Genomic DNA, 25,696 nt, shown 5'->3' with positions numbered 1-25,696 from the left:
TTCATTTTAATCCTCTAGATTATATTGTTTAATTTTTCTGTAAAGTGTTCTTTGCGAAATACCAAGCTCGTCTGCCGCTTTGTTACGACGACCACGATGTTTTTCTAAAGCTTTAATAATCAAATCTTTTTCATTATTCTGAAGTGACAAAGATTCTGGCTTTGCTTCTTCTACTTCGATGTCCATCACATCCTCGTAAGGATCCACAATATCAGAGTTAATCACAGATGGCTGCATTGTCTGATTTTCCGTTGGTTCAAAATACAATAATGAATTTGGACTCTGACTAGGCGGAGCTTCAGTTGGTGTGTAGATACGATTAATTAAGTTTTTTTCTTGATTGCTCAAATCTGAATTTCCGCGATTTTTTATCAACTCCGAAGTTAAGGATTTTAAATCATTGATGTCGTTTCTCATATCAAAAAGAACCTTGTACATGATTTCTCTCTCGTTTCCGAAATCGGTTTGTCCGCTATTGGAGTTTTGATTTACCAACATCGGAAGATGCTTTTCCATCGGGATATATTCCGCCAATTTTTCAGCTGTAATTTTGCGATTTCGCTCTACAACAGTTAATTGCTCCACCAAATTTCTTAACTGACGAACATTTCCTGGAAAGCTGTAATTTTCTAAATAAGTTACTGCACTTGGCTCCAATTCCAGCTCTGGCATTCTGTATTTCTCTGCAAAGTCAATGGCAAATTTTCTAAATAAAAGATGAATATCGCCTTTTCTCTCACGCAAAGCCGGCATATCAATTTGAACCGTGTTCAAACGATAGTACAAATCTTCACGGAAACGCCCATCGTGGATTGCTTTCATCATGTTGACATTGGTTGCCGCCACGATTCTTACATTGGTTTTTTGAATTTGAGAAGAACCCACTTTCATAAATTCTCCACTTTCAAGAACACGAAGCAAACGAACTTGCGTTTGCAAAGGCAATTCCCCAACTTCGTCTAAGAAAATTGTTCCACCATCGGCCACTTCGAAATAACCTTTTCTGGTTGCAGTTGCACCTGTAAATGCTCCTTTTTCGTGACCAAAAAGCTCGGAATCTATCGTTCCTTCTGGGATTGCGCCACAATTGACAACGATATAAGGTTGATGTTTTCTTTTGGATTCGGCGTGGATAATTTTAGGAATAAATTCTTTTCCTACTCCACTTTCCCCGATAACTAAAACGGAAATATCCGTTGGTGCGACTTGAATCGCCTTTTCTAACGCTCGGTTGAGTGCAGGAAAATTCCCGATAATACCGAAGCGATTTTTTATGTTTTGTAATTCGTTCATTTTGTTGATTTAAAAGTTCTTTACTAAAGAATTGAAAAATTTAATGTTTAAAAAATTAATTTTAAGCCTCAACCCTTTCTCCTAAATCATCTTTGTTACGAATTTTTGATATTTTTTTGATTAAATCAAAATGTGATTCTAAGCTTTTGGATTCTTTAAAATTAAAAATAAATCCAAATTTGAAACCTGTACTTTCATCAACAGAACAAACTGCTTTCGAAAACTTTTGATTGTATTTTGAAATTAAATGATTGAACTCTTTCAAAAGTTGCTTCGCTTCTTCTTGAGAAACATTTTTAGCAATATTTGAAGAGCAACATTTCGTCTTATTTTGAACACAAGAAGCCTTCCCCGATTGGCAAGTACCAATCAAACTCATTAAAATTATGATGTAGGATAAACTTCTCATTTAATTTATTCCGTTAATAAATTTTTCAATTCGTCTTTTGACGGAAGAACCGTCATGTATTTGCTTGCAAAAATCTGATCGTTATTCTCGGGCAAAGTATACTCTACCAAAGCATTGCTTTTATCTTGACAAAGAATAATTCCGATGGTTTTATTCTCCCCTTCTATGCGTTTTTCTCGGTCGAAATAGTTAACATACATTTGCATTTGTCCGATATCTTGGTGCTTCAATTCGCCGATTTTTAAATCAATTAAAACAAAACATTTCAAAATACGATTATAAAATACTAAATCTATTCGGAAATGCTTTTCATCAAAAGAAATCCTTTCCTGACGCGCCACAAAAGTGAAACCTTTCCCCAATTCTAACAGAAACTGCTCCAATTTATCAATCAGTTTCTGCTCCAAATCATTTTCGGAATAAAAACTTTTATCATTTAAACCCAAAAACTCTAAAACATAAGGGTCTTTTATTAAATCTAAAGGTTTTTCTATAATTTGACCTTTCTCTGAAAGCGCCAAAACTTCATCTTTATTTTTACTTAAAGAAAGTCTGGCAAACAATCCAGAATCATATTGCCTTTGCAATTCTCGCAGACTCCAATTGTTTTTGAAAGCTTCAATTTCGTAAAAACTTCTCTCATTTCTATCATCAATTCTCATTAATTTGAGATAATGCGACCATGAAAGATTAAAGTTTAGTTCGTTTGCAAAAGGCTTATTTTCAACCACTTCAAAATCGACAGACACTGTCTGACCTATTTGGTTTTCAGATTGCGCAGACAGTGTTTGCGGAATTGGGTTTTCGGAATTCGTCAACAAAGTTGACGAAATTGGGTTTTCAGATTTCCGAGACAGTGTTTCGGAAATTGAATTATTAGAATACGTATGATAAAATTTTCTCATATTTGAAAGATTATCTTCCGAAAATCCCCTACCAAACCTCTCTGTTAAATGAGTAGACAGTTCTTTCAACAATCCTTTACCATATTCAGCTCTCGCTTCTCCATTCTGTTCCTCTTCCACAATCATTCTACCAATTTCAAAATAGGTATAAACCATAGTTTGATTTACGGTAGATGCAACACGTTTTCGGGCAATTTCTAAAAGTGCCGAAACTTTGTCGATTAATTGATTTTGAAGATTCACTTTATGTCCAAATTTTTAAAAACTATTCCGCAGTTCTCCCCAAAAGTGTTCCTTGCGTGTTGTCGTACACAAAAACAGACACAATGTCGCCCACTTTTTGACCTTCTAACTTGTCAAAAACGCAAACGGCATTCTGAGAATTACGACCTTTCCATTGGTTTTCGTTCTTTTTGGAAGTTCCTTCAATTAAAATTTCATGGTTTCTTCCAACGTAACCTGCCATTCTTTTTCTTGACAACTCGCCTTGCAAAGCGATAATTTCCGCCAAACGTCTTTGCTTAACATCGGCAGGAATGTCGTCTTCCATTTTTTTATGAGCCGGAGTTCCAGGTCTTTCGGAGTAGGCAAACATATAACCGTAGTCGTACTCAACTTCGCGCATTAAGCTCAATGTATCTTGGTGATCTTCCTCCGTTTCGGTGCAGAAACCAACAATCATATCTTGTGAAAACGAAATATCGGGAACGATTTCTTTCGCTTTTTTAATTAAATCTAAATATTCTTGACGTGTGTGTTGACGGTTCATCAACTCCAAAATTCTGTCGCTACCGCTTTGAACTGGCAAATGAACATATTTACAGATGTTATTGTGTTTTACCATCATTTCGAACACCGAAGTCGTCATGTCGTGAGGATTGGAAGTCGAAAAACGAATTCTCATTTCAGGAACTGCTTTCGCCACCAAATCTAACAATTGAGCAAAATCAACAGCCGTTGCTTTTTGCATTTCTGATGCTTTGGCAAAATCCTTTTTGGGACCGCCGCCGTACCACAAATAAGAGTCAACATTTTGACCAAGAAGTGTAATTTCTTTGTAGCCATTTGATGCTAATTCTTTACATTCTTCAAGGATTGAATGCGGGTCGCGACTACGCTCACGCCCTCTCGTGAAAGGCACTACGCAGAACGTACACATATTATCGCAACCTCTGGTAATCGTCACATAAGCCGTTACGCCATTTCCGCCCAAACGAACAGGATTGATGTCGGCGTAAGTTTCCTCCTTTGATAAAATTACGTTGATGGCATCTCTACCGTCTTCGGTTTCTTTTAAAAGATTGGGTAAATCTCTGTAAGCATCGGGGCCAACAACCAAATCCACCAAATGTTCTTCTTCTAAAAATTTGGTTTTAAGACGCTCTGCCATACAGCCCAAAACGCCAACAGTAAGACTTGGGTTTTCCTTCTTTTGATTCTTGAATTGCGACAAACGCATTCTCACGGTTTGCTCGGCTTTTTCACGAATAGAGCAGGTATTCAACAGAATTAAATCTGCTTCTTCAACTTTAGTTGTAGTGTTGTAACCTTGCTCGTTAAGGATGGATGCAACGATTTCGGAATCTGAAAAGTTCATTTGGCAACCGTAACTTTCCAAGAATAATTTCTTAGAATTTTCTGGTTTTTCAGCAATTGCAAATGCTTCTCCTTGCTTGGTTTCGTCTATATATTTTTCTTGCACAATCTCATATTTGAGATTTGAGATTTGAGATTTGAGAATAAAACTGTGTAAAAGCAATTTTGGATTTCAAATTTCAAATTTCAAATCGGTTCAGTTTGCAAAGATACAAATTTCGCTGACAGAATGGCAGGAGAAAATTTCTGAAAATTTAGTCTTATTTTTTGATATCTGTAATAATTCTCAGGCTAAATCTGTATCTATAATTAAACGGAACACTATTAATTGTGGCTGGACTCCATTTTGTTTTAAGATCTTTAAAAGCCCATAAAATTCTTTTGTCGAAAGATTCTAAACCAGAAGTATTAAGCAATACAACATCTTCCATTTTTCCTTCTTTATTTATGATAAACTCTATCTCCATGAAAAAAATATCGTTCCAAATAAAACGAGATAGATCAATTTTATTCAATAAATCTTTCTTAAAATTCTCTGAAGATTCTTTTGGATTCTTCCCATAGAAAGGATATGTTACTTTAGGCAAATAACCTTCATAATAATTATTAAAAATATCTTGGGGATAAATGATAAAACTTGCGAGTGCTGGTGTCGCCTTCCCGTCTTCATTTGCTGGCAACCATTTTTTCTGGTACTTCGCTACTGTTCGAGCCATATCGTAGGCACATTTATTTCTTTCTAAATAATTCGCATTTAGCTCTTGGACAAAAGAAATTGTGGAATCTGGCATTACCAATACGCGAAATTGATAAATCTCATTTTGATCATTGCAAGTCTTCAAATTCTTTGAAAATACGATATCGTGAAAATCTTTATAATATCCTTTATCTCCTCCAACATAAGGTTCTTGAAATTTAGGATAACTACTTAAGAATTTAGTTTGCGACATATAAAGCTGACACATCGAAAACAATAAAAATAAAAAAATATGCTTTAATCTCTTAGTCATTATTATATAACTCGCCATAGTTGTATAGTTGATTAACATTTATTCTTTGTTTACTATCCATTGGCACACCATTAAATGTCGCAGGTTTCCACTTCAATTTTAGGTGCTTTAGATCTGTTATTATTCTCGAAACTTCAATTTTATCATAATTGCCATCAAGAACAAAATCTTTCATTAACCCTTCTTTGGTAACAGTAAAACTCAAATAAATAGTTTGTTCCATATTCAATCTAAAAGTTTTTTGAAAAATTTTCTTTAGCTGAACATGCAAATAGTCGGCGTCACTAAGCATTTGAGCATGTACTACATTATCACCATAACCTTCCCCTGTTGAATATGCAATTTGGAAAGGATTAATTAAAATTTTAGCAATTGACTGAAATTTCTGTCCTTGAATTTCTGCTGGCTGCCAAAATTTAAGCTCCGGGATAATCTCGCGAGCAACAGTAAAAGCGCATTTATTTTTCTCGACATTTACACTATCCATATCTTTTATGAACTTAATGGAAGAATCTTTTTCTATTAAAACGCTAATATTATAAGCTTCCATAGTGTTGTCGCATGGTTTTAGTTCTAAGTCTTTGAAGGCTTTACTTAGGTCTTTTTGCAATGCAATATTGCCTCCTTTATAATAAAATTGGTCAACAGGATAATCGCTAAGAATAACTTGGGAAAAAGTAAAGTTGCTAAAACATAGCAACATAAAAAGGATAACTAATTTCATTAATGTTATTTGTGTGAATATGTATACTTTCGTTGAAAATGGAAATAAATCATTGTCCAAAACCTCTCGATTTGATTGTAACCGAAATCCTCCTTGGCGAGAGATTATGCGGAACCAGAAACGATTGATGGAAAACTATGTTAATTAATTTACTCTTCATCATAATCCATTCTGTTAAAGTTAATATTTAGAAAATATTTGGAACGTACTGGTTTTCCATCTTTTGTGGCGGGTTTTCATTTTGATTTTACCTTTCGCATTGCGAATTGCATATCATCATTGAAAACTTCGTAATTTTTAACTTTCGGAGAAATACTTAGCTGACTTATTTTTCCTTTTTCGTCAATGTCAAAAGCAAAAACAAAAGGACCTTCCACTTTGTAAGCTGCCAAATCTATATAGGCATGCACCATGTTCATAAAGTCTTTTCTGAATGCATTGTCACCACCTGGATATACTGCTTTGGTATCGTAAACATTACCCGCATCTTGTTGCGTATTTTGAGAAAAAGCAAAAGCGCTAAAACATAGTGCCACAAAAAGGATAATTGATTTCATAAATGTTATTTGTGCGAATATGCGAAATTTTAAATAAAATCACAGAGAAATTAATGAAAATGTAAGAACTTGTTTAAAATTACACCGAAGTATTCTTTCTTAAAGTACTCAGACCTTCTTTGCTAAATTTAAAAAAGCTCTTATAAATTATTATCCGAAATCCCTAGCCCTGATTGTAGTGGAAATCCTTTTTGGTGAGAGGCTATGCCGAACCAAAAAGATTGCAGCGGAAAGCAGGTTCTCGGCTCCTAAAAAAATTACCTTATTGGAAAGTCAAAATAGGTTTTTGGAAAAGGTTCGTTGACCAAAGTGAAATGCCACCACTCTTCGTGGTACTCTTTGAAGTTGTTGTGCAACATCGCTTGTTTTAGGATCATTCGATTGGCTTGTTGTACCGCCGATATCTGTGTTGCATCTTGATGCGAAATACTTCCGAAAAAATCAAAAGCACTTCCCATATCGATTTCCTTTCCAGTTTTGAGATCGACCAAAGTTAAGTCAATCGTGCTTCCACGCGTGTGCCCAGATTTGGCGGCGATATAGCCCAAAGTAAACAAATCGCGCTTGTCAACATCTGGATAAAATTCGGCTTTGGCAATAGTGTCATTAATATTTCTAGCCCAAGTTTCGAAGCTGGTAACGGCGCGTTGCGGACGATAAGCATCGAATACTTTGAGACCATAACCTTTGGCTTTTAATTCTTTTTGAACTTTCTTTAACGAATTTGTTGCAGCAGCCGACAAGATAAGGACAGGCTTCTCGTAACCAACAACTGGTCGCCCTGTGAAATTGTGTGTTCCATAGTAACGCAGATCGACAATAATATCAGGGATTTCTTTTTGAACATAGACAAATCCTTCTTGCAGATGCTCTTCTCGCGTCGCACAAGAAAATAATCCGAAAAGGCTAAAAACAATGAGAAAAAGTGATTTTGGATTCATGGTAAAAGTTTGACCACAAATTACAAAATTTTAGACTAAACTATTCTTATCAGCGTAATTAAGTTTGAAAAAGATAAACGTCATAATCGAGAACGCTAACAACGAACTTCCACCATAACTAAAATACGGCAACGGAATACCAACAGTCGGGAACAAGCCCATAACCATCCCAATATTGATACAGAAGTGAATAAGAAGAATCGATGCGAAACAATACCCAAACACTCTGTTGAAAGTAGATTTCTGATTTTCGGCGAGGTAGTATATTCTACCAATATAAAGCGCGTAACAAAGTATCAAAATTGCGCTTCCAACAAAGCCCCACTCTTCGCCAACTGTACAGAAAATGTAATCGGTCTCTTGCTCTGGCACGAACTTCCCTTGCGTTACAGAACCTTCCTTATAACCTTTTCCCATGACGCCACCAGAGCCAATTGCAGTTTTGGAATACAGCAAATTATATCCAATATTATCTCTAAATTCTTTTCGAGATTCACCTTTGTAAAGAACTTCAATTCTTTGCTTTTGGTGTGTTGGCAGCTTTTCAAAAACATTTGGAGAAAAATAAGCTAAAGCAGAAAGTCCAATAATTGCAACACCTGTAAAGATAAATCGATAAACATCTCGCGCTAGATAATTAAACCTAAATAAAATATACAAAGCGCCAACGAAGACTATTGCTCCCACCATATACCAAGGACTTTCTTCCATCGGATCATTGATGTAATTGGCAATCAAGAAAATTGCAGCTAATAAAAATACCACGCCAAAGACTTTACCATTAAGACCTTCTCGATACAAGGCAATAAAAAATGCTCCAAAAACCAAAAGTGAGCCAACATCGGGAATTGCCAAAACAACAACTGCTGGCACACCGATAATGGCTAAAATAGTTAATAATGATCTTGTATTTTTTATATTAAAATCAGAACTCGAAACATAATTAGCAACCATTAGCGATGTTCCAATTTTTGCAAATTCTACGGGCTGCATCGTAAAACCGCCGAACTTATACCAGTTTCTTTGTCCTAAAATTTCGGTACCGAAAGGAAACAAACCAATCAACAACAAAACACCGCCGACATAGATAATGCCAGACATATTTTCGAAGAATTTGGTTCTGGTGAAGAAAATAATTAAACCAATAAATAACGAAACACAAAAGAATGTCAATTGCTTTGTTCCCAAAGTTTCGTTAACACTACTGATGTTTAGGACTGCAAAAATACAGATTACCAAATAAAGCCCTATTCCTAACTTGTCTATGCCTTGTGCCCACTTCATCGTTTTACAGGTTTTGTTGGGTTAGTCGTTTTTTTATTTTTATCCGTATTTTCGGCTTTTATACTAACTGCTCTTAAACTATCCTGAAGTTTTTTTAACTTAATTGAGTCAGGTTTTGGTGGAACATATTTTCCAATTTTCTTTAAATATTCATTCCATTGGCGTTTGTACTCTGGTTGGAAGCTCGAAGTAATCATCTTTTTGTAAAGATTTTCACGTTTGATTTCGCCAAGTAGATAACGCTCTGCAATAACTGTACAAGCTGGTCCTGCCCACGTTGCTCCAAAACCAGCATGCTCCATAACTGCCGCCACAACAATTTTTGGTTTATCTGCTGGCGCTATCAAAACAAAAATTGAGTTATCCTTACCTTGCGGCACCTGCGCTGTACCTGTTTTCGCCAATTGTGTGAAATCATTAGACCTCAAACTACGTCCAGTACCTCGTAACATTACAGCTTCCATACCTTGCAGCACGGCATCATAATGTTTAGCATCTACTTTGGTAATTTTCTTTTCTCTAAATAATGGATTTGGATTTGGTTTGCCATCAATATTTTTAACAATATGTGGCGTAATATACCAACCTTTGTTTGCAATAGCAGCTGTCGCGTTTGCCATCTGTAAAGGTGTTAACAAAATATCGCCCTGCCCCATACCGTTGAAAACCGCATTAATAGGTTTCCAATTTTTTCCATTTCTTTTGATGTAGGTATTTTCGTCTGGTATATAACCTTTGCTACCTGCAGCAAGGTCGTTGTTCATATAAACACCAAGTCCAAAACTAGCCATAATATCTTTCCACTCGTGCATTCCTTTTGATGGATTGCCTGGGTATTTATTTAAAATCGCTAAATAAGCATAGGAAAAATAACAGTTACTAGAAATCTGAATTGACGGAATTAATGGATCTGCACCACCGTGACCTTTGATACGAACGCCCATATAGCTGAATCCGCCACCACAAGGGAAAATAGTAGACGGTTGCATAACGCCCATTTGCATTGCAGAAAGTGATGTCAACAATTTGAACGTTGATCCTGGAGGATAAGCCGCTTGGATCGATCTATCGAACATTGGCTGATTAATACTATCACGTGTCAATCGATAGATATTTTTCATCTTGTTAGGACCAGTAAAAAGATTAGGATCGATATCTGGACCTGTTGCCAAAGTTAAAATTTCGCCGTTGTTAGGATCGATTGCAACAATTGCCCCGCGCTTGTTCACCATCATTTCTTCGGCGATACGTTGTAAATCATAATCAATAGTTAGGGTTAGATCTTTACCCGTGATAACTTCTTTATCGAGAGTACCATTCTTGTAGGAACCAATGTTTCTTTGACGAATATCTTTTTGGATGTATTTAATACCTTTTTCGCCGCGCAAATCTTTTTCGTAAGACTTTTCGACACCACTTTTACCAATAACATCCCCAGGAAGATAGTACAGTGAATCTTTTTTGATATCAGCAGTGTTAACCTCGTTGGTATAACCTAAAAGGTTGCCAGAAGTGTTAACTTCATATTCTCTTTGCGGACGAGAAACAATACTAAACGCTGGATACTTAAACAAAATTTCCTGAACACGCGCCATATCTTCACGACTCAAATTTTTCATAAAAGTCATTGGCGTCAGCTTGGTGTAATATTGGTCTTTTTTAAGTGTATTAATATTGTCAATAAACTCAGATTTTGTAATTCTCATCAAATTACAAAAACCAATAGTATCAAAATCTGGACGCATTAATGCCCCTGTATAGGAAATTTCAAAAGAGGGTTGGTTACCAACTAGAATTTTTCCGTTGCGGTCAAAGATGACACCACGTTGCGGGATCTCGTATTCAATTTTAATGGAAGTATTCGCAGCATTTAGAGCATATCTGTCAGTAAACAATTGTAAATAAGCAAGCCTAGCAATAAAAATAATTGCTACAACAATCAAAATACCAATAAGCTTGAGATATTGAGGCTTCAAATTTTCTGTTTAATTTTAAATGCTAATGCGTAAGCGATAATAAATACAAATGAGATAAGACTTGTTATAACAACATTCAACAAAATTTGGAAAAAACGTTCGGGTTTAAAAAACTCAACGTATTGTACAATCAGCTGATGTATAAAAATACTGGTCAAAATGAAAACGACAAATTGCAACCATTGTATTGATTGAAACGAAAAAAAGTCAGTTGAAGTATCTGTAGAAGTTCTAAAAATCAACATCCTAAAATAGGCAATGGTTGTCGTTGCCAACGCGTTAATTCCCCAAGTCCCGAGAAAAGCATCAATTGATAAACCCAATATAAAACTAAGTCCTAAAAACTGAAAATTATTTCTAAAAAAAGGATAGAACATCACAAAGACTGGATATAGCACTGGAATATACTTCCCGAAAAGCGTAATGCGATTCAGTAAAAAAATCTGAATCGACACCAAAATGGCGATCAATACAATATCGGAAAATATGTTTCTACTTACCATCTTTATTCATCTGTACTTGTAAAGTATCTTGTATCTTTTGAACCTCCATTTTTTTAAGATTTTTAACAACAAAAACCTTACTTAGTGGCCCCATTTTTTCATTTAATTCTACAGAAACATCCCAGAAGCCTGTTTTGGTATCAACTTCATAACCTGCAACTTTACCGACCATAACACCTTTTGGAAAAATAGCAGAACGTCCATCAGTCACAACAGTATCACCAACTTTTAGCGAAACATATTTTGGAATATCTGACAAGTGCATCATTCTAGAATCATCACCTTTCCATTCCAAAGTTCCGAAGTAGCCAGAATTCTTTAATGCAGCACTAATTTTAATTTTATTAACACTCAACACCGATTGCACCAAAGCATAATGATCTGTTGTATTAATAACGATACCAGCTATTCCGTTTGGCGCAATAACACCCATTTTTGGCGTCACGCCTTGCAATCGTCCTCGGTTAATGGTAAAATAATTATTTTGACGATTAATACTGTTATAGACAACATCACCATCTACGAAAGTATAGATTTGCCCACCTCCAATAGTATCGTGAACACGGCGAAATTGTGGATTAGCGCCACCTTCTTTTCCATAAAGTTGTTGCAACAATTCTTTGTTTTGCGCAACCAAATCATCATTAATCTGCTTTAATTTAAGATAAGAAGCTCCTTCGTCAATATAGCCAGATACCCAAGCATTGAACGCAGCGGTTTTGGCAGCCAAAAAAGATTGCTGCATCGCGTTTTTAGAAAAAATCAATACCACTGCAATGATTTGCAAGAATATAAAGAAGACGAACAATGCGTTCTTCGAAAATAATCTCAGCAAATAACCCATCTGTTAAGTTCCGTAAAAAGTTACTAATTATTTAATCAAGAAATTGAATTTATCCATATTCTTCAATGCGATACCTGTCCCACGAACAACCGCTCTCAACGGATCTTCCGCAACAAATACAGGCAATCCTGTCTTTCTATGGATACGATCTGCCAAACCTCTTAACAAAGCACCGCCACCAGCTAAATAGATACCAGTTTTGTAAATATCTGCAGCCAATTCTGGAGGCGTTAGAGAAAGCGTTTCCATCACCGCATCTTCAATACGAATAATAGACTTATCTAAAGCTTTAGCAATTTCTTTATAGTTAACCATAATTTCTTTTGGCTTACCTGTAATCAAGTCACGACCTTGTACCGGAATATCTTCGATATCAACATCCAACTCTTCAACAGCAGATCCCACTTCAATTTTCACACGCTCTGCCGTTCTTTCACCGATATATAAATTATGGTGCGTTCTCAAATAATAAGCAATATCACTTGTGAAAACATCACCTGCAATTTTCACAGATTTATCACAAACAATACCACCAAGCGCCACAACAGCAATCTCTGTCGTACCACCACCTATGTCGATAACCATGTTACCTTCAGGCTTTTGCACATCAATACCAACACCTATCGCCGCCGCCATTGGCTCATAGATCAATCTAACTTCTTTTGCATTTACTTTTTGCGCAGAGTCACGAACCGCACGTTTTTCAACTTCTGTAATACCAGACGGAATACAGATTACGATTCTCAAAGCAGGCTGGAATAACTTCCCTTTGATACCTGGAATCTGTTTAATAAACTCCTTAATCATGTGCTCGGAAGCATGGAAATCTGCAATAACGCCATCCTTCAAAGGACGAATGGTTTTGATGTCCTCATGCGTTTTTCCTTGCATGTGTTTTGCCTGCTCACCAACAGCGATAGGCTTCCCACTTTGTCTTTCGATCGCCACGATAGATGGCTGATCTATAACGATTTTATTATTGTGAATTATTAATGTATTTGCTGTACCTAAGTCAATCGCAATTTCTTGCGTAAACATATCTAATAAACCCATTTTCTTCCTGTCTATTTTAATTTACAAAGATATAAATTTAACGTGAGTTTATTGGTTTTATCTATCTTCAAAAAGGTTAAAGTTTTATTAAAATCCAAAAACTTATCCACAAACACTAACAAAAAATCAATTCCACTTCTATACTTCCTGAAAACGAACAATTTAGACTTTCTCAAAACTGAGCATTATCATAGACCAAGTCTCTCGCAATCACTACCAATATTCATTTTAAAAGCTTAACTTTGCAGTTGCTAAAATGAATCAAAATAACGACACCTCAAAGACGTCAAACTTTGCAGTATTAAGTGTCAGCTACGAAAAAGCCGATGCCGAAACACGAGGAAAATTTGCGTTTTTTGACGAGCATATCAAGTCTTTTGTTAACCAAATTCACGACCAGAATTTTGGCGATGCTTTCGTTGTGTCCACTTGCAACCGCACCGAAATCTACACGACAACCAGTAACTACTTGTTAATTGCCGAGCAATATTGCAAAACAATTGGTGTTAACCTTTCAGAGTTTCTGCAATATGTCAACATCATCCAAAGAGAAGATGCTGTCCTGCATCTATTCCGTGTGGCAGCAGGACTTGAAAGTCAAATTATTGGCGACTTCGAAATCGTTTCTCAAATCAAAAACGCCTACAACCGTTTTAAGAAATACAAAGAAGCGTCAAACCCTTATTTGGAGCGCGCTATTAATTCGGCGATTCAAATTTCTAAAAGAATTAAAACCGAAACAGGTATCAGCAATGGCGCTGCCTCGGTTTCTTATGCAGCGGTTCATTATATTTTAAATAACGTCAAAAACCTTTCTGACAAAAACATTTTATTGCTTGGCGTTGGCGAAATTGGACAGAACACCATCGAAAATATGGTAAAACATGTCTACCAACCCAAAATAAAAATCGCAAACCGCTCTTTCGAAAAAGCAGAAAAAATTGCTGAAAAGCACAGCATACAACAGATCGCTTTTGAAGTATTTCCAGAAGAGTTAAAGAAAACCGACATCCTGATTGTTGCAACTGGCGCACAAAAATTTATTGTAAACCCAGACAACTTCCCTGCTGATAAAGAAATGTTAGTTATCGATTTGTCAATTCCTAACAACGTAGCTAAAGAAATAGGAGCTTTAGAAAAAGTTGACCTCATCGATGTTGATCAACTTTCGCAGCAGATTTCCGAGACGATGGAACAGCGTAAAAAGGAAATTCCAAAAGCCGAAGCCATTATCAAAGAAATGAGCAAGGACTTTACGGAATGGGAGCGCAAAAGAAAATTTGCACCATCGATTACGAATTTCAAAAACTCGCTTAAGCAAATAGAATCAAACGAGATGCACAACATCCACAAAAGATTCCAATATGCTAAAGTTGAAGATATGGAACTCTCTGATAAGCTTATCCAAAAGCTAACCAATAGATTTGCAAAATACATTTTGGAAAACCCTTGGAAAGCTGAAGAAGTTTCAAAACTAATGGAAGATATTTTGGTACTCCACAACCCTAAAAAGAAGAACAATAATGAAGACGATAAAAATAGGAACTAGAAATAGTCCACTCGCTTTATGGCAAGCCAACGAAGTTGCTGCTAAATTGCAAGCTATTGGTCATACAACAGAAATCGTCCCAATTGTATCTTCGGGAGACAAAAACCTAACGCAACCGCTTTATGCGATGGGCATCACAGGCGTTTTCACCAAAGACTTAGACATTTCTTTACTTAATAAAGACATCGATATTGCTGTGCACTCTCTTAAAGATGTGCCAACGCAACTACCAACTGGCATACAGATTAGCACTGTGTTGGAAAGAGATTTTCCTCAAGATGTTTTGGTAAGAAAATCGGATTCCAAAAACAAAGATTTAAAAGATTTAAAAATCGCTACCAGCAGTTTAAGAAGACGTGCATTTTGGTCTCATGTTTTCGAAAATACTGAATTCGCTGACATTAGAGGAAATGTACAAACCCGTCTTAAAAAACTTGAAGATGGTGTAGCCGACGCAACATTATTCTCTTTGGCTGGTCTTAAAAGGATGGAACTCGACATCGACTTTGAAGAAGTTGATTTCCTTTTGCAAGCGCCATCACAAGGTGTTGTTTGTATCGCCAATCTTTCGGAAGATAAAGATTTGACGGAAGTTTTAAAACAAATCAATCACGAGGAAACTCAAAAATGCATCCATATCGAACGCGAGTTTTTGCGAACTTTGGAAGGTGGTTGCACAGCACCAATCGGAGCGCACGCTGAGTTTATTGGTGACAAAATAAGATTCCAAGGCAGACTTTGCTCTTTGGACGGAAAAGATTGCATCAACGTTGACGAAACAATTGACTGGAATTCTGAACAAAACTTTGGCGCAGAAATCGCCCATCAAGTTTTGAAAAGAGGAGGCAAAGACATGATGCTTCTTATAAATTCTCAAATTAAATCTTAGTTTTAAAAGTCAAAAACAATGCGCCTATTGTTAACCAAACATATCAATGACGCAGACATTTCCAAATTGGGAGATGATATTGTTGTGGACTTTGTGGATGTTATCTCTATTGAAAACATTAATTTCGAAACACAGAATCTCACAAACAAAGCTTTGATTTTTACTAGCATTAATGCTGTTAAAAGTTTTTTCGATAACGAAACATCAAAACAACTTTCTTTAGCAAATCCAATCTATTGCGTTGGTGAGCAATCTAAAATATTTTTAGAACAAAAAGGCTTTAATGTTATCATTGCAGAAAAGAATGCGGAAGCACTTTCCCATTATTTCATCAAAGAAAACAAAGAAGAAGCTTATCTTCATTTTTGCGCTGATATTGCTTTAGAAAAGCTTTCGGAGACTTTCAATAATTTGGGTAAAGATTATGTAAAAGTAATTTCTTACAAAACCAAACTTACAGAACCTATTTACAACAAAGACTTTGACGCCATTGCTTTTTTTAGCCCAAGCGGCGTCAGAAGTTTTATAGCAAACAATACTTTAGAAGGGAAAACTATATTTTCGATTGGCGAAACAACAACCAACGAAATTAAAAATTGGACTTCCGCCAACATATTAACCAGCAACAAAAATACTGTTGAAGATTTACTCAATCTGATTCGTAACCACGCATCAGACAAAAAATAAAGAATATGATTAAAAACGATTTATATCTAAGAGCTCTTAAAGGCGAAGTTGTTGAAAGACCGCCAGTATGGATGATGCGTCAAGCAGGAAGATATCTTCCAGAATTCATTGAGCTTCGCAATCAATACGATTTTTTCACTCGTTGTCAAACTCCAGAGTTGGCAGCAGAAATTACAGTACAACCAATTAGAAGATTTCCGTTGGATGCTGCGATTTTGTTTTCCGACATCTTGGTAGTACCGCAAGCAATGGGCATCGATTTCAAAATGAAAGAATCGGTTGGACCTTGGCTAGACAATCCTATTCGTACAACAGCACAAGTTGACGCCATCCAAGTTCCAGATGTGGATGATACTTTGGGTTACGTTTTTGACGCGATCGAATTGACTTTACAGAAACTTGACAATGAAATTCCATTAATTGGCTTTGCTGGAAGTCCTTGGACAATACTTTGTTATTGCGTGGAAGGAAAAGGCTCTAAAGCTTTTGACATTGCAAAATCGTTCTGCTTTACAAATCCTGAAGCAGCACATTCTTTACTTCAAAAAATTACAGATACCACAATTGCTTACCTAAAGCGTAAAGTGGAAAAAGGCGTTTCTGCAGTACAGATTTTTGATTCTTGGGGCGGAATGCTTTCTCCAGCAGATTATCAAGAATTCTCTTGGCAATATATCAATCAAATTGTTGAAGAACTAAGCTTGGTTTCGCCAGTTGTTGTTTTCGGAAAAGGCTGTTGGTTTGCTTTGGAAGAAATGTCAAAATCTAAAGCTTCTGCTTTGGGTGTTGACTGGACGATAACACCAGAAATTGCTAGACAATTGACAAAAAACAATATCACTTTACAAGGTAACTTCGATCCTGCGAGATTACACTCGTCACCGGAAGTTATCAGAAAAATGGTACACGAAATGATTAACCGTTTCGGCAAAGACAAATACATCGCCAATCTTGGTCATGGTATTTTACCAAATATTCCAGTAGAAAATGCTGAAGCATTTATCCGCGCAGTTGTAGAGTGGAAAGCATAAAAAATAAAACCCGAAGCTAAGCTTCGGGTTTTATTTTAATTTTTCTTTCTTCCTGTTGGCTCAAGAACCGCTTTGCCTTCTTCCTTAGCACGTACTTCAGTATTCGCTTGCTTATTATTAGCGTCTACCATCTTTACAGGAGCTGCATTTTGTTGCGTAGAAGCCACTTGTTTTTTAGATTTTACAGTTGCTTCTTTTTTAGAATTTTTCATATCTGCACCTTTTACAGATTGTGCGCTCATAACCGCAACACCTCCTACAAGAAGCATTGCACTTAGTAATACTTTTTTCATATCTATTTTGATTTTAGTGAACTCTAATTAACGAAATATTTTTTAATAAAAATCAATTCAAAAGCAATTTAACATTTATTAACAAATATAACTTTAGCAAAAAGCGCTTTCTATTCGCAATTTCGCAACATAAACAGTGATTTAACCAGCAATAAATAATTTGAAAGTAATCCTCGGAGCTACACTTCCAAGGATTACACATCAAAAAATTACTCTGGAAATTTATTCAACCTTTTCAATCTTCTTAACTTCTTCGACTTTCGCAGGCTGATTTTCTTGCAACAAGAGCTGTTTGTTAGGTTCTTCTCTATTTAGTTTGCTACGTAATTTTTTATCATTAGCAATAATGCTTTTATTGCTTTCACTTTTTGTCATCGTGCCATCTGCTGGAGTTGGCGATTGTGCATCTTTAACTTCAACAAGGTTAACCTCAACAGTTTCCACTTTCTTTGCTTTTTTAGTTTGTTGCGCACTTACTGCCACAATTCCGCCAGTCATAACAAGCGCTGCAAGAATTAACTTTTTCATAATTAATTATTTGGAGTTATACTTCTTCAACGACAAAAATCGGCGCAATAATACGCGCCGATCAAAAATTTATAAAAATTTAAAAGACTTTATGAAAGCTTATGATAATCAACTACTTCTCCAAAACTTTTCTTAATTTCTCTACGAAAACATAAGTCGCAGGACAGATTAAAGTGTTCTTCAGAGTCAAATTATTGATCTGGTATATTTTCTTGCGATCCGTGTGCGGATACTCGCGACAAGCTTTAGGTCGCACATCGTAGATGCTGCATTTATTATCATTTGGATCCAAGAAAAAACAAGGCGTCGATTGCAAAACCCAATCCTGATCTTCGTCAATGCGCAAAAACTTCGTTTCAAAATCCGAAATTTTCATTCGCAGATGCTTCGCAATACGTTCTTTATCTTTCTCGGTAAAAAGCGGTCCCGTTGTTTTACAACAATTCGCACAAGACAGACAATCTATCTCTTCGAAAGTCTCCTCATGGGTATCTTCCACAACATAATCCAGATTCTTTGGAGGTTTTTTTTTCAGTTGCTCCAAAAATTTTTTATGCTCTTTAGACTTTTGCTCCGCTAATTTTTTATAATGATCAATATCCACCACAGAATTTTAAGTTCACAAAATTACATAATTTTTTGGGCGCCACTTCCAGCTTTCGCTACTCGCTGTCTGTCGCCTCAGCATTCCACATTCGACAGACGAGCTCAAACACGCCGCTCAATCTGGGGCGCAGATGCCGTTCCGAATTTCATTTAATGATAAAAATCAAAGAAAGCACTAATAACCAATCCATTATAAAGCCTAACTTTGTTAATATGAAAAGCATCGAAACCAGAACAGACATCGAAGATCTCGTGAACAAGTTTTATGACAAAGTCATCAAAGATGAAGTTATTGGCTTTTTTTTCACAGAGATTGCCCAAATCGACCTCAAAAAACACCTTCCGAAAATGTACAATTTCTGGGAAAGCATCCTTCTCGGAAATCCTGTCTATGACGGCAATCCAATGCGTGTGCATTTTCCGCTTAACCAAGTTGTTGCACTAGAAGAGCAACATTTTGATCGTTGGTTAATGCTTTGGCAAGAGACCTTAGAACAAAATTTCAGTGGACAAAATGCCGAAACGGCTTTACTTCGCGCCCAAAACATTGCAAGAATCATGTCCTACAAAATGAAAATGGCGCGTTCCTAAAGATTCGGATTTAGTTGCATATCGATATAATCGGTCAACATATGAAACAACAATCCCACACCCAAAATCCGAATATTGCCTTTGAAGAACAACATACAACAATAGACGCCAATCGCCACATAACCATGAAACAAATGGAAACCAACGCTTCCTCTGTTCGGGTCAAAAATTGGCGTTGCAAAAAGATGATCAACGTCAACCAGCATTGTCAGCAACATCAAGAAATAAGCTTTTTTCCAATCGCTTCGGAAGAACAACCAAGCCAACACAATCGGAAATACAAAATGTAAAGAATAATGAATTATCGGACGTGCAAGCTCCATTAAATATTGCCTTTTAGATAATCTTGACGCATATTTTCGTCCAACTTTTCAATAGCATAACGCAAACAAGTACGTGGCATTTCTTTATAATGAAGATTCAGAAAATCCAAAAGCTCTTGCTCATCTTGTCCTCCCATTTCGCGCAATAACCAACCATTGGCTTTATGCATCAAATCGTGTGAATGTTTTAGATTACGTTCAACAAATTCTTTTGTCAACCCAAATTCTCCTTTTTTAATATAATACATTGTTCCGACAACCGCGATTCGTTTATGCCACATTTCATCGGACTTCGACAGCTTTCGTAGTAATTCCGGTTGATCGTTTTCAAACGCGAATCTTCCCAAAATCTTATAACACGTGCTGTCCACCAAATCCCAGTTGTTGACAAATTCTAAATTGTTGAGATAGAAATCAACCACTTCTTGTTGAAGCGCCTTATCTTTTTTAGCCTTCTCAAATTTAAGAACCAATATAAACAAAGCAGTCAAACGCTCTTCGTGATATTTGGAAGACAATAATTGTTTCAGTTCCTCCAAACTAATTTTTTCGTAGAAAGCTTTTGCAACGGCACGCTGGTCTGGAACTTTAACACCCAAAAACAAATCGCCTTCACCGTATTCTCCTTCACCAGTTTTAAAAAACTTAGGAAAAAATTCTTTCTTTTCAGGAATTGACAAATCCTGTAAAGCCGCTTTTATATCTTCAACAAATACCATTATTTTAAACCAAATTTAGTTGCTTCTGAAACTCCTCCAAATACATTGCAATATGGCGTCCATCCATTAAAGCGTGATGTGCTTCCACAGAAATCGGTAACATTTTTCTTCCATTCTTCTCGGAAAATTTACCAAAAACAATTCTCGGAATACTTTCCTTATTGTTAACATTTGCAGGATGCAAAATCGAGGTAAATTGATGCCAAGGAAATGTAGAGTGTCGAATTAAATTCAAGTCCAAATCGTCATTACTGATTCTAAGCCCAGTTGATTCTTGCACTGCTTTTATTTCACTTTGCAAAGCTTCATTAAAAGTTTTAAAATCCTCCGAATAATTCATAAACGCAAATCCAAAAGTTCCGTCTTCTCTTGCAATCGTCGATCCAGCATGGATGACATCATATTGAAAAATTTTTCCGTTCTCAATTCTCAACTTAAAAGCATCAACTTTATTAACTGCAATCATTGACTTGTGAAGATAATGTGCAAAGAAAGATTCTTTATTCTCTTTTGCCAACCTAAAAGTCTCTGTACAATCGACTTCTGTGACAATACCAAAAGACGGCATATCCATATTCGAAAACAAATTGAAATGCTCTTTGCGATTCCAAGTTTCGAGATTTATTTCCTGCTTCATTTAATGTATATTTTCGCTAACTTCTTCGTCTTGTAATTCTTCTTCGGTAGCAATTTTCTTAGGGTTTGCCACCTTTCCGATGCTTAAACCTTGCACAATAATTGAGAAAACAACCACGCAATAAGTAATACTTACAATAATCGTACTGTATTCACTCTTCGGAATAGACATCGCCAACGCAATAGAAACACCTCCGCGAATACCTCCCCAAACCAAAACTTTAACCGTCTGTGGCGTAAATCGTGTTTTGAAAGACATAAACTTTGTTGGTCCCCAAATCGAAATAAAACGAGCGAACAACACAATCATAATTGCAACAAGTCCCGGAATTAAATAATGATTCAAATCTTTTATCATCAATAATTCGAAACCGATAAATAAGAACAAAACAGCATTCAAAATTTCGTCAATCAATTCCCAAAATTTAATCAAATAATCTTGGGTAATGGATTTCATTTTGAAACCTTTGTTGAAGTTCCCCATAAATAATCCTGCCGCAACCATTGTCAGAGGTCCCGAAATATGCATTTGTTTCGCAATCAAATAACCGCCCATCACAACAGACAAAGTTACCAAAACCGAGATAATATAATCGTCAACTTCACGCATTAATCTTGACGTGAAATAACCTAAAAGTACACCAAGCAAAATACCACCGCCCGCTTCTTGAATTAACAACAATCCAATACTTTCCGCAGTAATATCGATTTCTGCACCAAGCGCCAATTGCAACAATACCGAAAATACAACAACGGCAACACCGTCATTAAAAAGAGATTCGCCAGCAACTTTAGTTTCCAAAGATTTTGAAACATTAGCTTGTTTTAAAATACTTAAAACCGCAACAGGATCCGTTGGAGAAATTAGCGCACCAAACACCAAACAATAGAGCAAAGGCATGTGAATGCCAACCAAAGGCAAAATATAAAACACACCAAATCCCACAATAAAGGTGGATATAACAACGCCAATTGTAGAAAATATTACAACAGGCCAAAATTGCTCTTTTAAATCATTGATGTTAATGTGGATTCCTCCTGCAAAGAGTAGAAAATTTAGCATCGCTCCCATAAGGACTTCGGTAAAATTGATGCTATTCATAAGGTCGTGAAGATGACCAAAAGTACGAGGCAAGACTGCCTCTCCAAAAAATACTAAAAATGTAGAAACGACAATCGCAATAAGCATGATGCCGATGGTGCTGGGTAATTTTAAGAATCGATAGTTAATGTAAGAAAATATCGATGCCAACACAATTAAGACTGAAAATGAGTAATATAACTCCATTTATTTTGTTTAAGTTAAGTTTCTATTCGGGAGCGTGTCCCACGACGTTAATGTAAATTTTTTCCTTTCCGTTTGTCCAAATATCCATCATTCCATCTTTTGTCATTTTAGAAGAACGTTGATAATTCTGAAAAGGCACTTTTAGTAGATTAAGCAAGACATATTCTTCCCCAACGCTATTCACGAGATAGGGCGAATCTTCCTGATCACCTTTACCCGAAGTAAGGACGGTTGCGGAAATCATTCGGAATTTTTGCAAAGTCCAGACGAATTTATTTTGATCTTTCATTTGTTCATACGATTGCAAAAGAATCAGCAAAACCTCCAAATTCGTAGGATCTTTAAAGTGCAAATCCTCTCCGATTTTAATGGCATCTGCAAAATTTCTTTGTTGAAATTTTTCTCGAAGCTTGCTAAAATTAGGATTCATTTCACCGAGTTGATGATCGGTAAATTTCTTGCCATAATACAAATGAAAAGCTTCTGTACTATCGATGGATTGCGGCATTCCTCGATATTTAAAAAGCAAACGATCATAATAATAAGGCGAATCTTTGTCCTGAATATTTTTTTTGATTTCAGAAAAGTCAATTTTATTTTGACCAAAAGCCAATCCTCCCAAGATTAGAAATCCTAGAAAGAATAAGCTTTTGATAAAATTTAATTTTAAATTATTCTTCATCCTCATCCTCAAAATATTCGAACAAGAAATCATTGTATGGGAAGCGCGAAATATGAATCTTCATCACCTCATCATAGATCATCTTTTTCATTTCGGAGAAGTTCTCCTTTGTTAAAGCAGAAATAAAAACAGTTGGATATTTTGACTTTGCCATCCACGTTTTTTTCCATTCTTCCAAAGAAATATTTTTGCGCGTTGATGGTGTCAAATCATCATCGGCTTTTTTCTCATAAGAGAAATCGTCAATCTTGTTAAATACCATAATCATCGGCTTTTGATGTGCATTAATCTCCATCAAAATCTGATTAACCGACGCAATATGATCTTCGAAACTTTCGTGCGAAATATCCACAACGTGAATTAACAAATCCGCCTCGCGAACCTCATCCAAAGTTGACTTAAAAGACTCCACCAATTGCGTTGGAAGTTTTCTGATAAATCCAACGGTATCCGTCAATAGGAAAGGCAAATTACCAATTACAACCTTTCGCACAGTTGTATCCAACGTTGCAAACAATTTGTTTTCAGCGAAAACCTCGGACTTCGACAAAGCATTCATCAAAGTTGATTTTCCAACATTGGTATAACCAACCAAAGCAGCGCGCACAACCTTTCCACGGTTGTTACGTTGCGTCGCCATTTGCTTATCGATGGTTTTTAATTTTTCTTTTAGCAAAGTAATTCGGTCGCGGATAATACGTCTATCGGTTTCGATTTCCGTTTCCCCAGGACCACGCATCCCAATTCCCCCTTTTTGTCTTTCGAGGTGGGTCCACATTCTGGTCAATCGAGGTAACAAATATTGATATTGCGCCAATTCTACTTGCGTTCTTGCATAAGAAGTTTGTGCTCTTTGTGCAAAAATATCAAGGATAAGATTGGTTCTGTCAAGAATTTTAACTTCAATTTCGCGTTCAAGATTTTTAAGTTGCGAAGGCGAAAGCTCGTCATCGAAAATCACTGTTCCAATTTCGTTTTCCTTAACATAAGCTTTTATCTCTTCCGCTTTTCCACTTCCGACAAATGTCTTGGAATCTGGCTGTGTCAATTTTTGGGTAAAACGTTTTTCCACAGTCGCACCTGCCGTATACGCCAAAAACTCCAACTCGTCCATATATTCCTGAAGTTTCTCCTCATCTTGGTCTCTTGTAACAAGACCTACCAATACCGCTTTTTCGTATTGATGTGTTTTTTTATCTAGCATTAAATAAGTATCTTTTTTGTAAGTTTCACAAGATAGTTTTTTTGAATAAAAAATACAAAAAATCGTTTTATTTTTATCTAAATTTAATATTTATGACACAAGAGGATTTCAATTTCGTGTGCTATTATCTCACCAACGAATTGAAACTGGAATTAAAAACCGAACTTCCCAACGACGTTTGTTTTGCTTTTGAAAATGAAGAACTGCAAGACGATTTCAAAATCGCCTTTACTAGAAAAGATGTGGAATTGTATTTAATTAAAATCGAAAACTACTGCAATAAAACCTCATCTGCAAAGGATTTTATCACAAATGAAAATTCCAAAATATTACTACCGAAAAGCGCAGCAATATTTTGGAATGTTGTTAAGTTTAATACTCTTAGTTAACCTGGATTTTTTCAAAAAAGCAACCACAAAAGCTATCATTAAACATAAATGAAATTCTATCCTCGATACAATTTTTCGACATTTCATTTTGAAAAATCACTCGGACTGACGAATTTCAATTCGTTAAGAAATCAAGCTTGCAGTAAGCGTCTTTTCAAAACTAAATGCTGCACTCACAGGGCAAGTTTCTTTCGCATTCGCAGCAATTTTTTGAAACTCCTCTTCCGAAATTCCAGAAACTTTTGCTGTTAAAGTCAATTCTGATTTTGTGATTTTTCCACCTTCGAATGTAATCACGGCGTTTGTTTCCAAACTTTCTGGCACATAACCAGCCTCCGTCAAGTCAGCAGAAGTTTTCATGGTAAAGCATCCAGCGTGCGCTGCTGCCAAAAGCTCTTCAGGATTTGTTCCAATCCCATCTTCGAATCTACTTTTGAAAGAGTATTGCGTGTGATCCAATACTTTACTTGCAGTAGTCAAATTTCCGCTACCGTCTTTTACTGAGCCCGTCCAAAGGGCTGTTGCTTTTCTTTTCATGTATTTTTGTTTTAAGGTTAATCCCAATCAGCAGCTACAAATTCCATGACAATTTTATCATTTTGATATAATTTTAAGAAATGTCCTTCAATTTTGTATCGATTAACGGTAGCCAACTCGTTTCTGAAAACATACTCCAACACATCAGAATCAATACATTTTTTGGCAGGATTATCTTTACTTTTAAATTTTATTTTGTCACCGTTTAATTGTGCAACTTCGATGGCAAAATCGCCACAGCCGAGATTCGCTTTTTTACCAGAATATTGCGTCAAGTCCAACTGCGCTTTATTTCTGACCAATTTTTCTTTTGCAAAACCAACAATTGATGTCAACATCCATTGCCGCTCTAATTCGATTGGTATACTTTGCTTAGTGATTAAGGCATTGCAACTTACAAGCATTAAAAAACCAATTAGAAGTAAAAAATATTTTGATTTTGAAAATTTCATAACACGCAAAAATTAGGTTAAACCGCATTTTAACACTCTAAAATTAAGACTTTCTCGAATAAATTGAGTAAATTAGCCAGCAAAAATTTTACTCTATGAAAAGAATATTTTTAGCACTTACTTTTCTTTTGAGTTTTGCTCAGATGAGAGCAGACGAAGGAATGTGGCTATTAATGCTTATCAAGCGTCTTAATGGC

30 protein-coding genes are annotated in these 25,696 nt (G+C 36.1%); 6 read left to right on the top strand and 24 right to left on the bottom strand.

Annotation, left to right across the window (positions count from 1 at the left end):
• Positions 1-6: 6 nt before the first annotated feature.
• From Q1V95_RS11915 to Q1V95_RS11855, 13 genes are all read right to left on the bottom strand, one after another.
• A complete protein-coding gene (locus tag Q1V95_RS11915; RefSeq protein WP_300674206.1) occupies positions 7-1,293 on the bottom strand; it encodes a sigma-54 dependent transcriptional regulator in 1,287 nt (428 codons plus the stop codon).
• Positions 1,294-1,354: 61 nt separating this feature from the next.
• Positions 1,355-1,702 carry a hypothetical protein gene (locus Q1V95_RS11910; RefSeq protein ID WP_300674204.1) on the bottom strand — a complete coding sequence of 116 codons (348 nt, stop codon included), beginning with the start codon at positions 1,700-1,702 and terminating at the stop codon, positions 1,355-1,357.
• A gap of 5 nt (positions 1,703-1,707) precedes the next feature.
• Positions 1,708-2,850, bottom strand: a complete 1,143-nt coding sequence (locus Q1V95_RS11905) for a PDDEXK nuclease domain-containing protein (RefSeq protein WP_300674202.1) — start codon at positions 2,848-2,850, stop codon at positions 1,708-1,710.
• Positions 2,851-2,872: 22 nt separating this feature from the next.
• Positions 2,873-4,309: a tRNA (N6-isopentenyl adenosine(37)-C2)-methylthiotransferase MiaB gene (gene miaB / locus Q1V95_RS11900; RefSeq protein WP_300674201.1), complete on the bottom strand. Its 1,437-nt coding sequence runs from the start codon at positions 4,307-4,309 to the stop codon at positions 2,873-2,875.
• Between the two features lie 154 nt (positions 4,310-4,463).
• Positions 4,464-5,213 (bottom strand): hypothetical protein, encoded by a 750-nt coding sequence (locus Q1V95_RS11895; RefSeq protein ID WP_300674199.1) that lies wholly within the window; start codon positions 5,211-5,213, stop codon positions 4,464-4,466.
• The gene (locus Q1V95_RS11890; protein WP_300674197.1) at positions 5,206-5,937 is read right to left on the bottom strand and encodes a hypothetical protein; all 732 of its coding nucleotides are present in this window, start codon (positions 5,935-5,937) and stop codon (positions 5,206-5,208) included. The genes Q1V95_RS11895 and Q1V95_RS11890 overlap by 8 nt, the downstream gene beginning before the upstream one ends.
• 236 nt (positions 5,938-6,173) lie before the next feature.
• A complete protein-coding gene (locus Q1V95_RS11885) occupies positions 6,174-6,494 on the bottom strand; it encodes a hypothetical protein (RefSeq protein WP_300674195.1) in 321 nt (106 codons plus the stop codon).
• A 257-nt stretch (positions 6,495-6,751) separates the two neighbouring features.
• Positions 6,752-7,435, bottom strand: a complete 684-nt coding sequence (locus Q1V95_RS11880) for a M15 family metallopeptidase (RefSeq protein ID WP_300674193.1) — start codon at positions 7,433-7,435, stop codon at positions 6,752-6,754.
• A gap of 30 nt (positions 7,436-7,465) precedes the next feature.
• A complete protein-coding gene (rodA, locus tag Q1V95_RS11875) occupies positions 7,466-8,719 on the bottom strand; it encodes a rod shape-determining protein RodA (protein ID WP_300674191.1) in 1,254 nt (417 codons plus the stop codon).
• Positions 8,716-10,695: a penicillin-binding transpeptidase domain-containing protein gene (locus Q1V95_RS11870; RefSeq protein WP_300674189.1), complete on the bottom strand. Its 1,980-nt coding sequence runs from the start codon at positions 10,693-10,695 to the stop codon at positions 8,716-8,718. The genes rodA and Q1V95_RS11870 overlap by 4 nt, the downstream gene beginning before the upstream one ends.
• Positions 10,692-11,198 (bottom strand): rod shape-determining protein MreD, encoded by a 507-nt coding sequence (locus Q1V95_RS11865; protein ID WP_300674188.1) that lies wholly within the window; start codon positions 11,196-11,198, stop codon positions 10,692-10,694. The genes Q1V95_RS11870 and Q1V95_RS11865 overlap by 4 nt, the downstream gene beginning before the upstream one ends.
• Positions 11,188-12,042 carry a rod shape-determining protein MreC gene (gene mreC / locus Q1V95_RS11860; RefSeq protein WP_300674186.1) on the bottom strand — a complete coding sequence of 285 codons (855 nt, stop codon included), beginning with the start codon at positions 12,040-12,042 and terminating at the stop codon, positions 11,188-11,190. Before mreC ends, Q1V95_RS11865 begins: the two co-directional genes overlap by 11 nt.
• A gap of 27 nt (positions 12,043-12,069) precedes the next feature.
• On the bottom strand, positions 12,070-13,095 hold the full coding sequence (locus Q1V95_RS11855) for a rod shape-determining protein (RefSeq protein ID WP_079666444.1): 1,026 nt from the start codon (positions 13,093-13,095) through the stop codon (positions 12,070-12,072).
• Positions 13,096-13,351: 256 nt separating this feature from the next.
• On the opposite strand from Q1V95_RS11855, the gene hemA reads away from it, so the two are divergent.
• Genes hemA through hemE form a run of 4 tightly spaced genes read left to right on the top strand, consistent with a single transcriptional unit; the run spans position 13,352 to position 17,251 of the window.
• Complete coding sequence (hemA, locus tag Q1V95_RS11850) at positions 13,352-14,644, top strand: glutamyl-tRNA reductase (protein WP_300674183.1); 1,293 nt, start codon at positions 13,352-13,354, stop codon at positions 14,642-14,644.
• Positions 14,619-15,533 carry a hydroxymethylbilane synthase gene (gene hemC / locus Q1V95_RS11845; RefSeq protein WP_300674181.1) on the top strand — a complete coding sequence of 305 codons (915 nt, stop codon included), beginning with the start codon at positions 14,619-14,621 and terminating at the stop codon, positions 15,531-15,533. The genes hemA and hemC overlap by 26 nt, the downstream gene beginning before the upstream one ends.
• An 18-nt stretch (positions 15,534-15,551) precedes the next feature.
• Positions 15,552-16,220, top strand: a complete 669-nt coding sequence (locus Q1V95_RS11840; RefSeq protein ID WP_300674179.1) for a uroporphyrinogen-III synthase — start codon at positions 15,552-15,554, stop codon at positions 16,218-16,220.
• 5 nt (positions 16,221-16,225) lie between these two features.
• On the top strand, positions 16,226-17,251 hold the full coding sequence (gene hemE / locus Q1V95_RS11835; protein WP_300674176.1) for a uroporphyrinogen decarboxylase: 1,026 nt from the start codon (positions 16,226-16,228) through the stop codon (positions 17,249-17,251).
• Positions 17,252-17,286: 35 nt separating this feature from the next.
• Here hemE and Q1V95_RS11830 read toward each other — a convergent pair whose 3' ends face one another.
• The 3 genes from Q1V95_RS11830 to Q1V95_RS11820 form a co-directional block, all read right to left on the bottom strand.
• Positions 17,287-17,544, bottom strand: coding sequence for a hypothetical protein (locus tag Q1V95_RS11830; protein ID WP_300674174.1), 258 nt, complete (start codon positions 17,542-17,544; stop codon positions 17,287-17,289).
• A 222-nt stretch (positions 17,545-17,766) separates the two neighbouring features.
• Entirely contained in the window at positions 17,767-18,072 is a 306-nt protein-coding gene (locus Q1V95_RS11825) for a hypothetical protein (RefSeq protein WP_300674172.1), read from the bottom strand.
• 112 nt (positions 18,073-18,184) lie between these two features.
• The gene (locus Q1V95_RS11820) at positions 18,185-18,676 is read right to left on the bottom strand and encodes a YkgJ family cysteine cluster protein (RefSeq protein ID WP_300674171.1); all 492 of its coding nucleotides are present in this window, start codon (positions 18,674-18,676) and stop codon (positions 18,185-18,187) included.
• 215 nt (positions 18,677-18,891) lie between these two features.
• Between Q1V95_RS11820 and Q1V95_RS11815 the strand changes: the two genes are divergently transcribed.
• Positions 18,892-19,269 (top strand): group III truncated hemoglobin, encoded by a 378-nt coding sequence (locus tag Q1V95_RS11815; protein ID WP_300674315.1) that lies wholly within the window; start codon positions 18,892-18,894, stop codon positions 19,267-19,269.
• On the opposite strand, the gene Q1V95_RS11810 is transcribed toward Q1V95_RS11815, so the two are convergent.
• Genes Q1V95_RS11810 through hflX form a run of 6 tightly spaced genes read right to left on the bottom strand, consistent with a single transcriptional unit; the run spans position 19,266 to position 24,121 of the window.
• The gene (locus Q1V95_RS11810) at positions 19,266-19,592 is read right to left on the bottom strand and encodes a DUF6122 family protein (RefSeq protein ID WP_300674168.1); all 327 of its coding nucleotides are present in this window, start codon (positions 19,590-19,592) and stop codon (positions 19,266-19,268) included. The genes Q1V95_RS11815 and Q1V95_RS11810 overlap by 4 nt on opposite strands.
• Positions 19,592-20,311 carry a DNA alkylation repair protein gene (locus Q1V95_RS11805; protein WP_300674166.1) on the bottom strand — a complete coding sequence of 240 codons (720 nt, stop codon included), beginning with the start codon at positions 20,309-20,311 and terminating at the stop codon, positions 19,592-19,594. Before Q1V95_RS11805 ends, Q1V95_RS11810 begins: the two co-directional genes overlap by 1 nt.
• 4 nt (positions 20,312-20,315) lie before the next feature.
• A complete protein-coding gene (locus tag Q1V95_RS11800; RefSeq protein ID WP_300674164.1) occupies positions 20,316-20,948 on the bottom strand; it encodes a CatA-like O-acetyltransferase in 633 nt (210 codons plus the stop codon).
• Complete coding sequence (locus Q1V95_RS11795; protein WP_300674163.1) at positions 20,949-22,235, bottom strand: sodium:proton antiporter; 1,287 nt, start codon at positions 22,233-22,235, stop codon at positions 20,949-20,951.
• A 22-nt stretch (positions 22,236-22,257) separates the two neighbouring features.
• The gene (locus tag Q1V95_RS11790) at positions 22,258-22,917 is read right to left on the bottom strand and encodes a DUF4919 domain-containing protein (RefSeq protein ID WP_300674160.1); all 660 of its coding nucleotides are present in this window, start codon (positions 22,915-22,917) and stop codon (positions 22,258-22,260) included.
• On the bottom strand, positions 22,907-24,121 hold the full coding sequence (gene hflX, locus Q1V95_RS11785; protein WP_300674158.1) for a GTPase HflX: 1,215 nt from the start codon (positions 24,119-24,121) through the stop codon (positions 22,907-22,909). Before hflX ends, Q1V95_RS11790 begins: the two co-directional genes overlap by 11 nt.
• Before the next feature lie 92 nt (positions 24,122-24,213).
• Between hflX and Q1V95_RS11780 the strand changes: the two genes are divergently transcribed.
• Positions 24,214-24,510 (top strand): hypothetical protein, encoded by a 297-nt coding sequence (locus Q1V95_RS11780; RefSeq protein WP_300674155.1) that lies wholly within the window; start codon positions 24,214-24,216, stop codon positions 24,508-24,510.
• Between the two features lie 123 nt (positions 24,511-24,633).
• On the opposite strand, the gene Q1V95_RS11775 is transcribed toward Q1V95_RS11780, so the two are convergent.
• Together Q1V95_RS11775 and Q1V95_RS11770 are read right to left on the bottom strand one after the other, a co-directional pair.
• Positions 24,634-25,047, bottom strand: a complete 414-nt coding sequence (locus Q1V95_RS11775) for an OsmC family peroxiredoxin (RefSeq protein WP_300674153.1) — start codon at positions 25,045-25,047, stop codon at positions 24,634-24,636.
• A gap of 17 nt (positions 25,048-25,064) precedes the next feature.
• The gene (locus tag Q1V95_RS11770; RefSeq protein WP_300674150.1) at positions 25,065-25,499 is read right to left on the bottom strand and encodes a hypothetical protein; all 435 of its coding nucleotides are present in this window, start codon (positions 25,497-25,499) and stop codon (positions 25,065-25,067) included.
• Between the last annotated feature and the right edge of the window lie 197 nt (positions 25,500-25,696).

The sequence above is a fragment of the Soonwooa sp. genome, from assembly GCF_030151385.1.
GTDB lineage: Bacteria > Bacteroidota > Bacteroidia > Flavobacteriales > Weeksellaceae > Soonwooa.
Note: the sequence above shows the minus strand (reverse complement) of the source record. Positions and strands in the feature narration are given on the sequence as shown.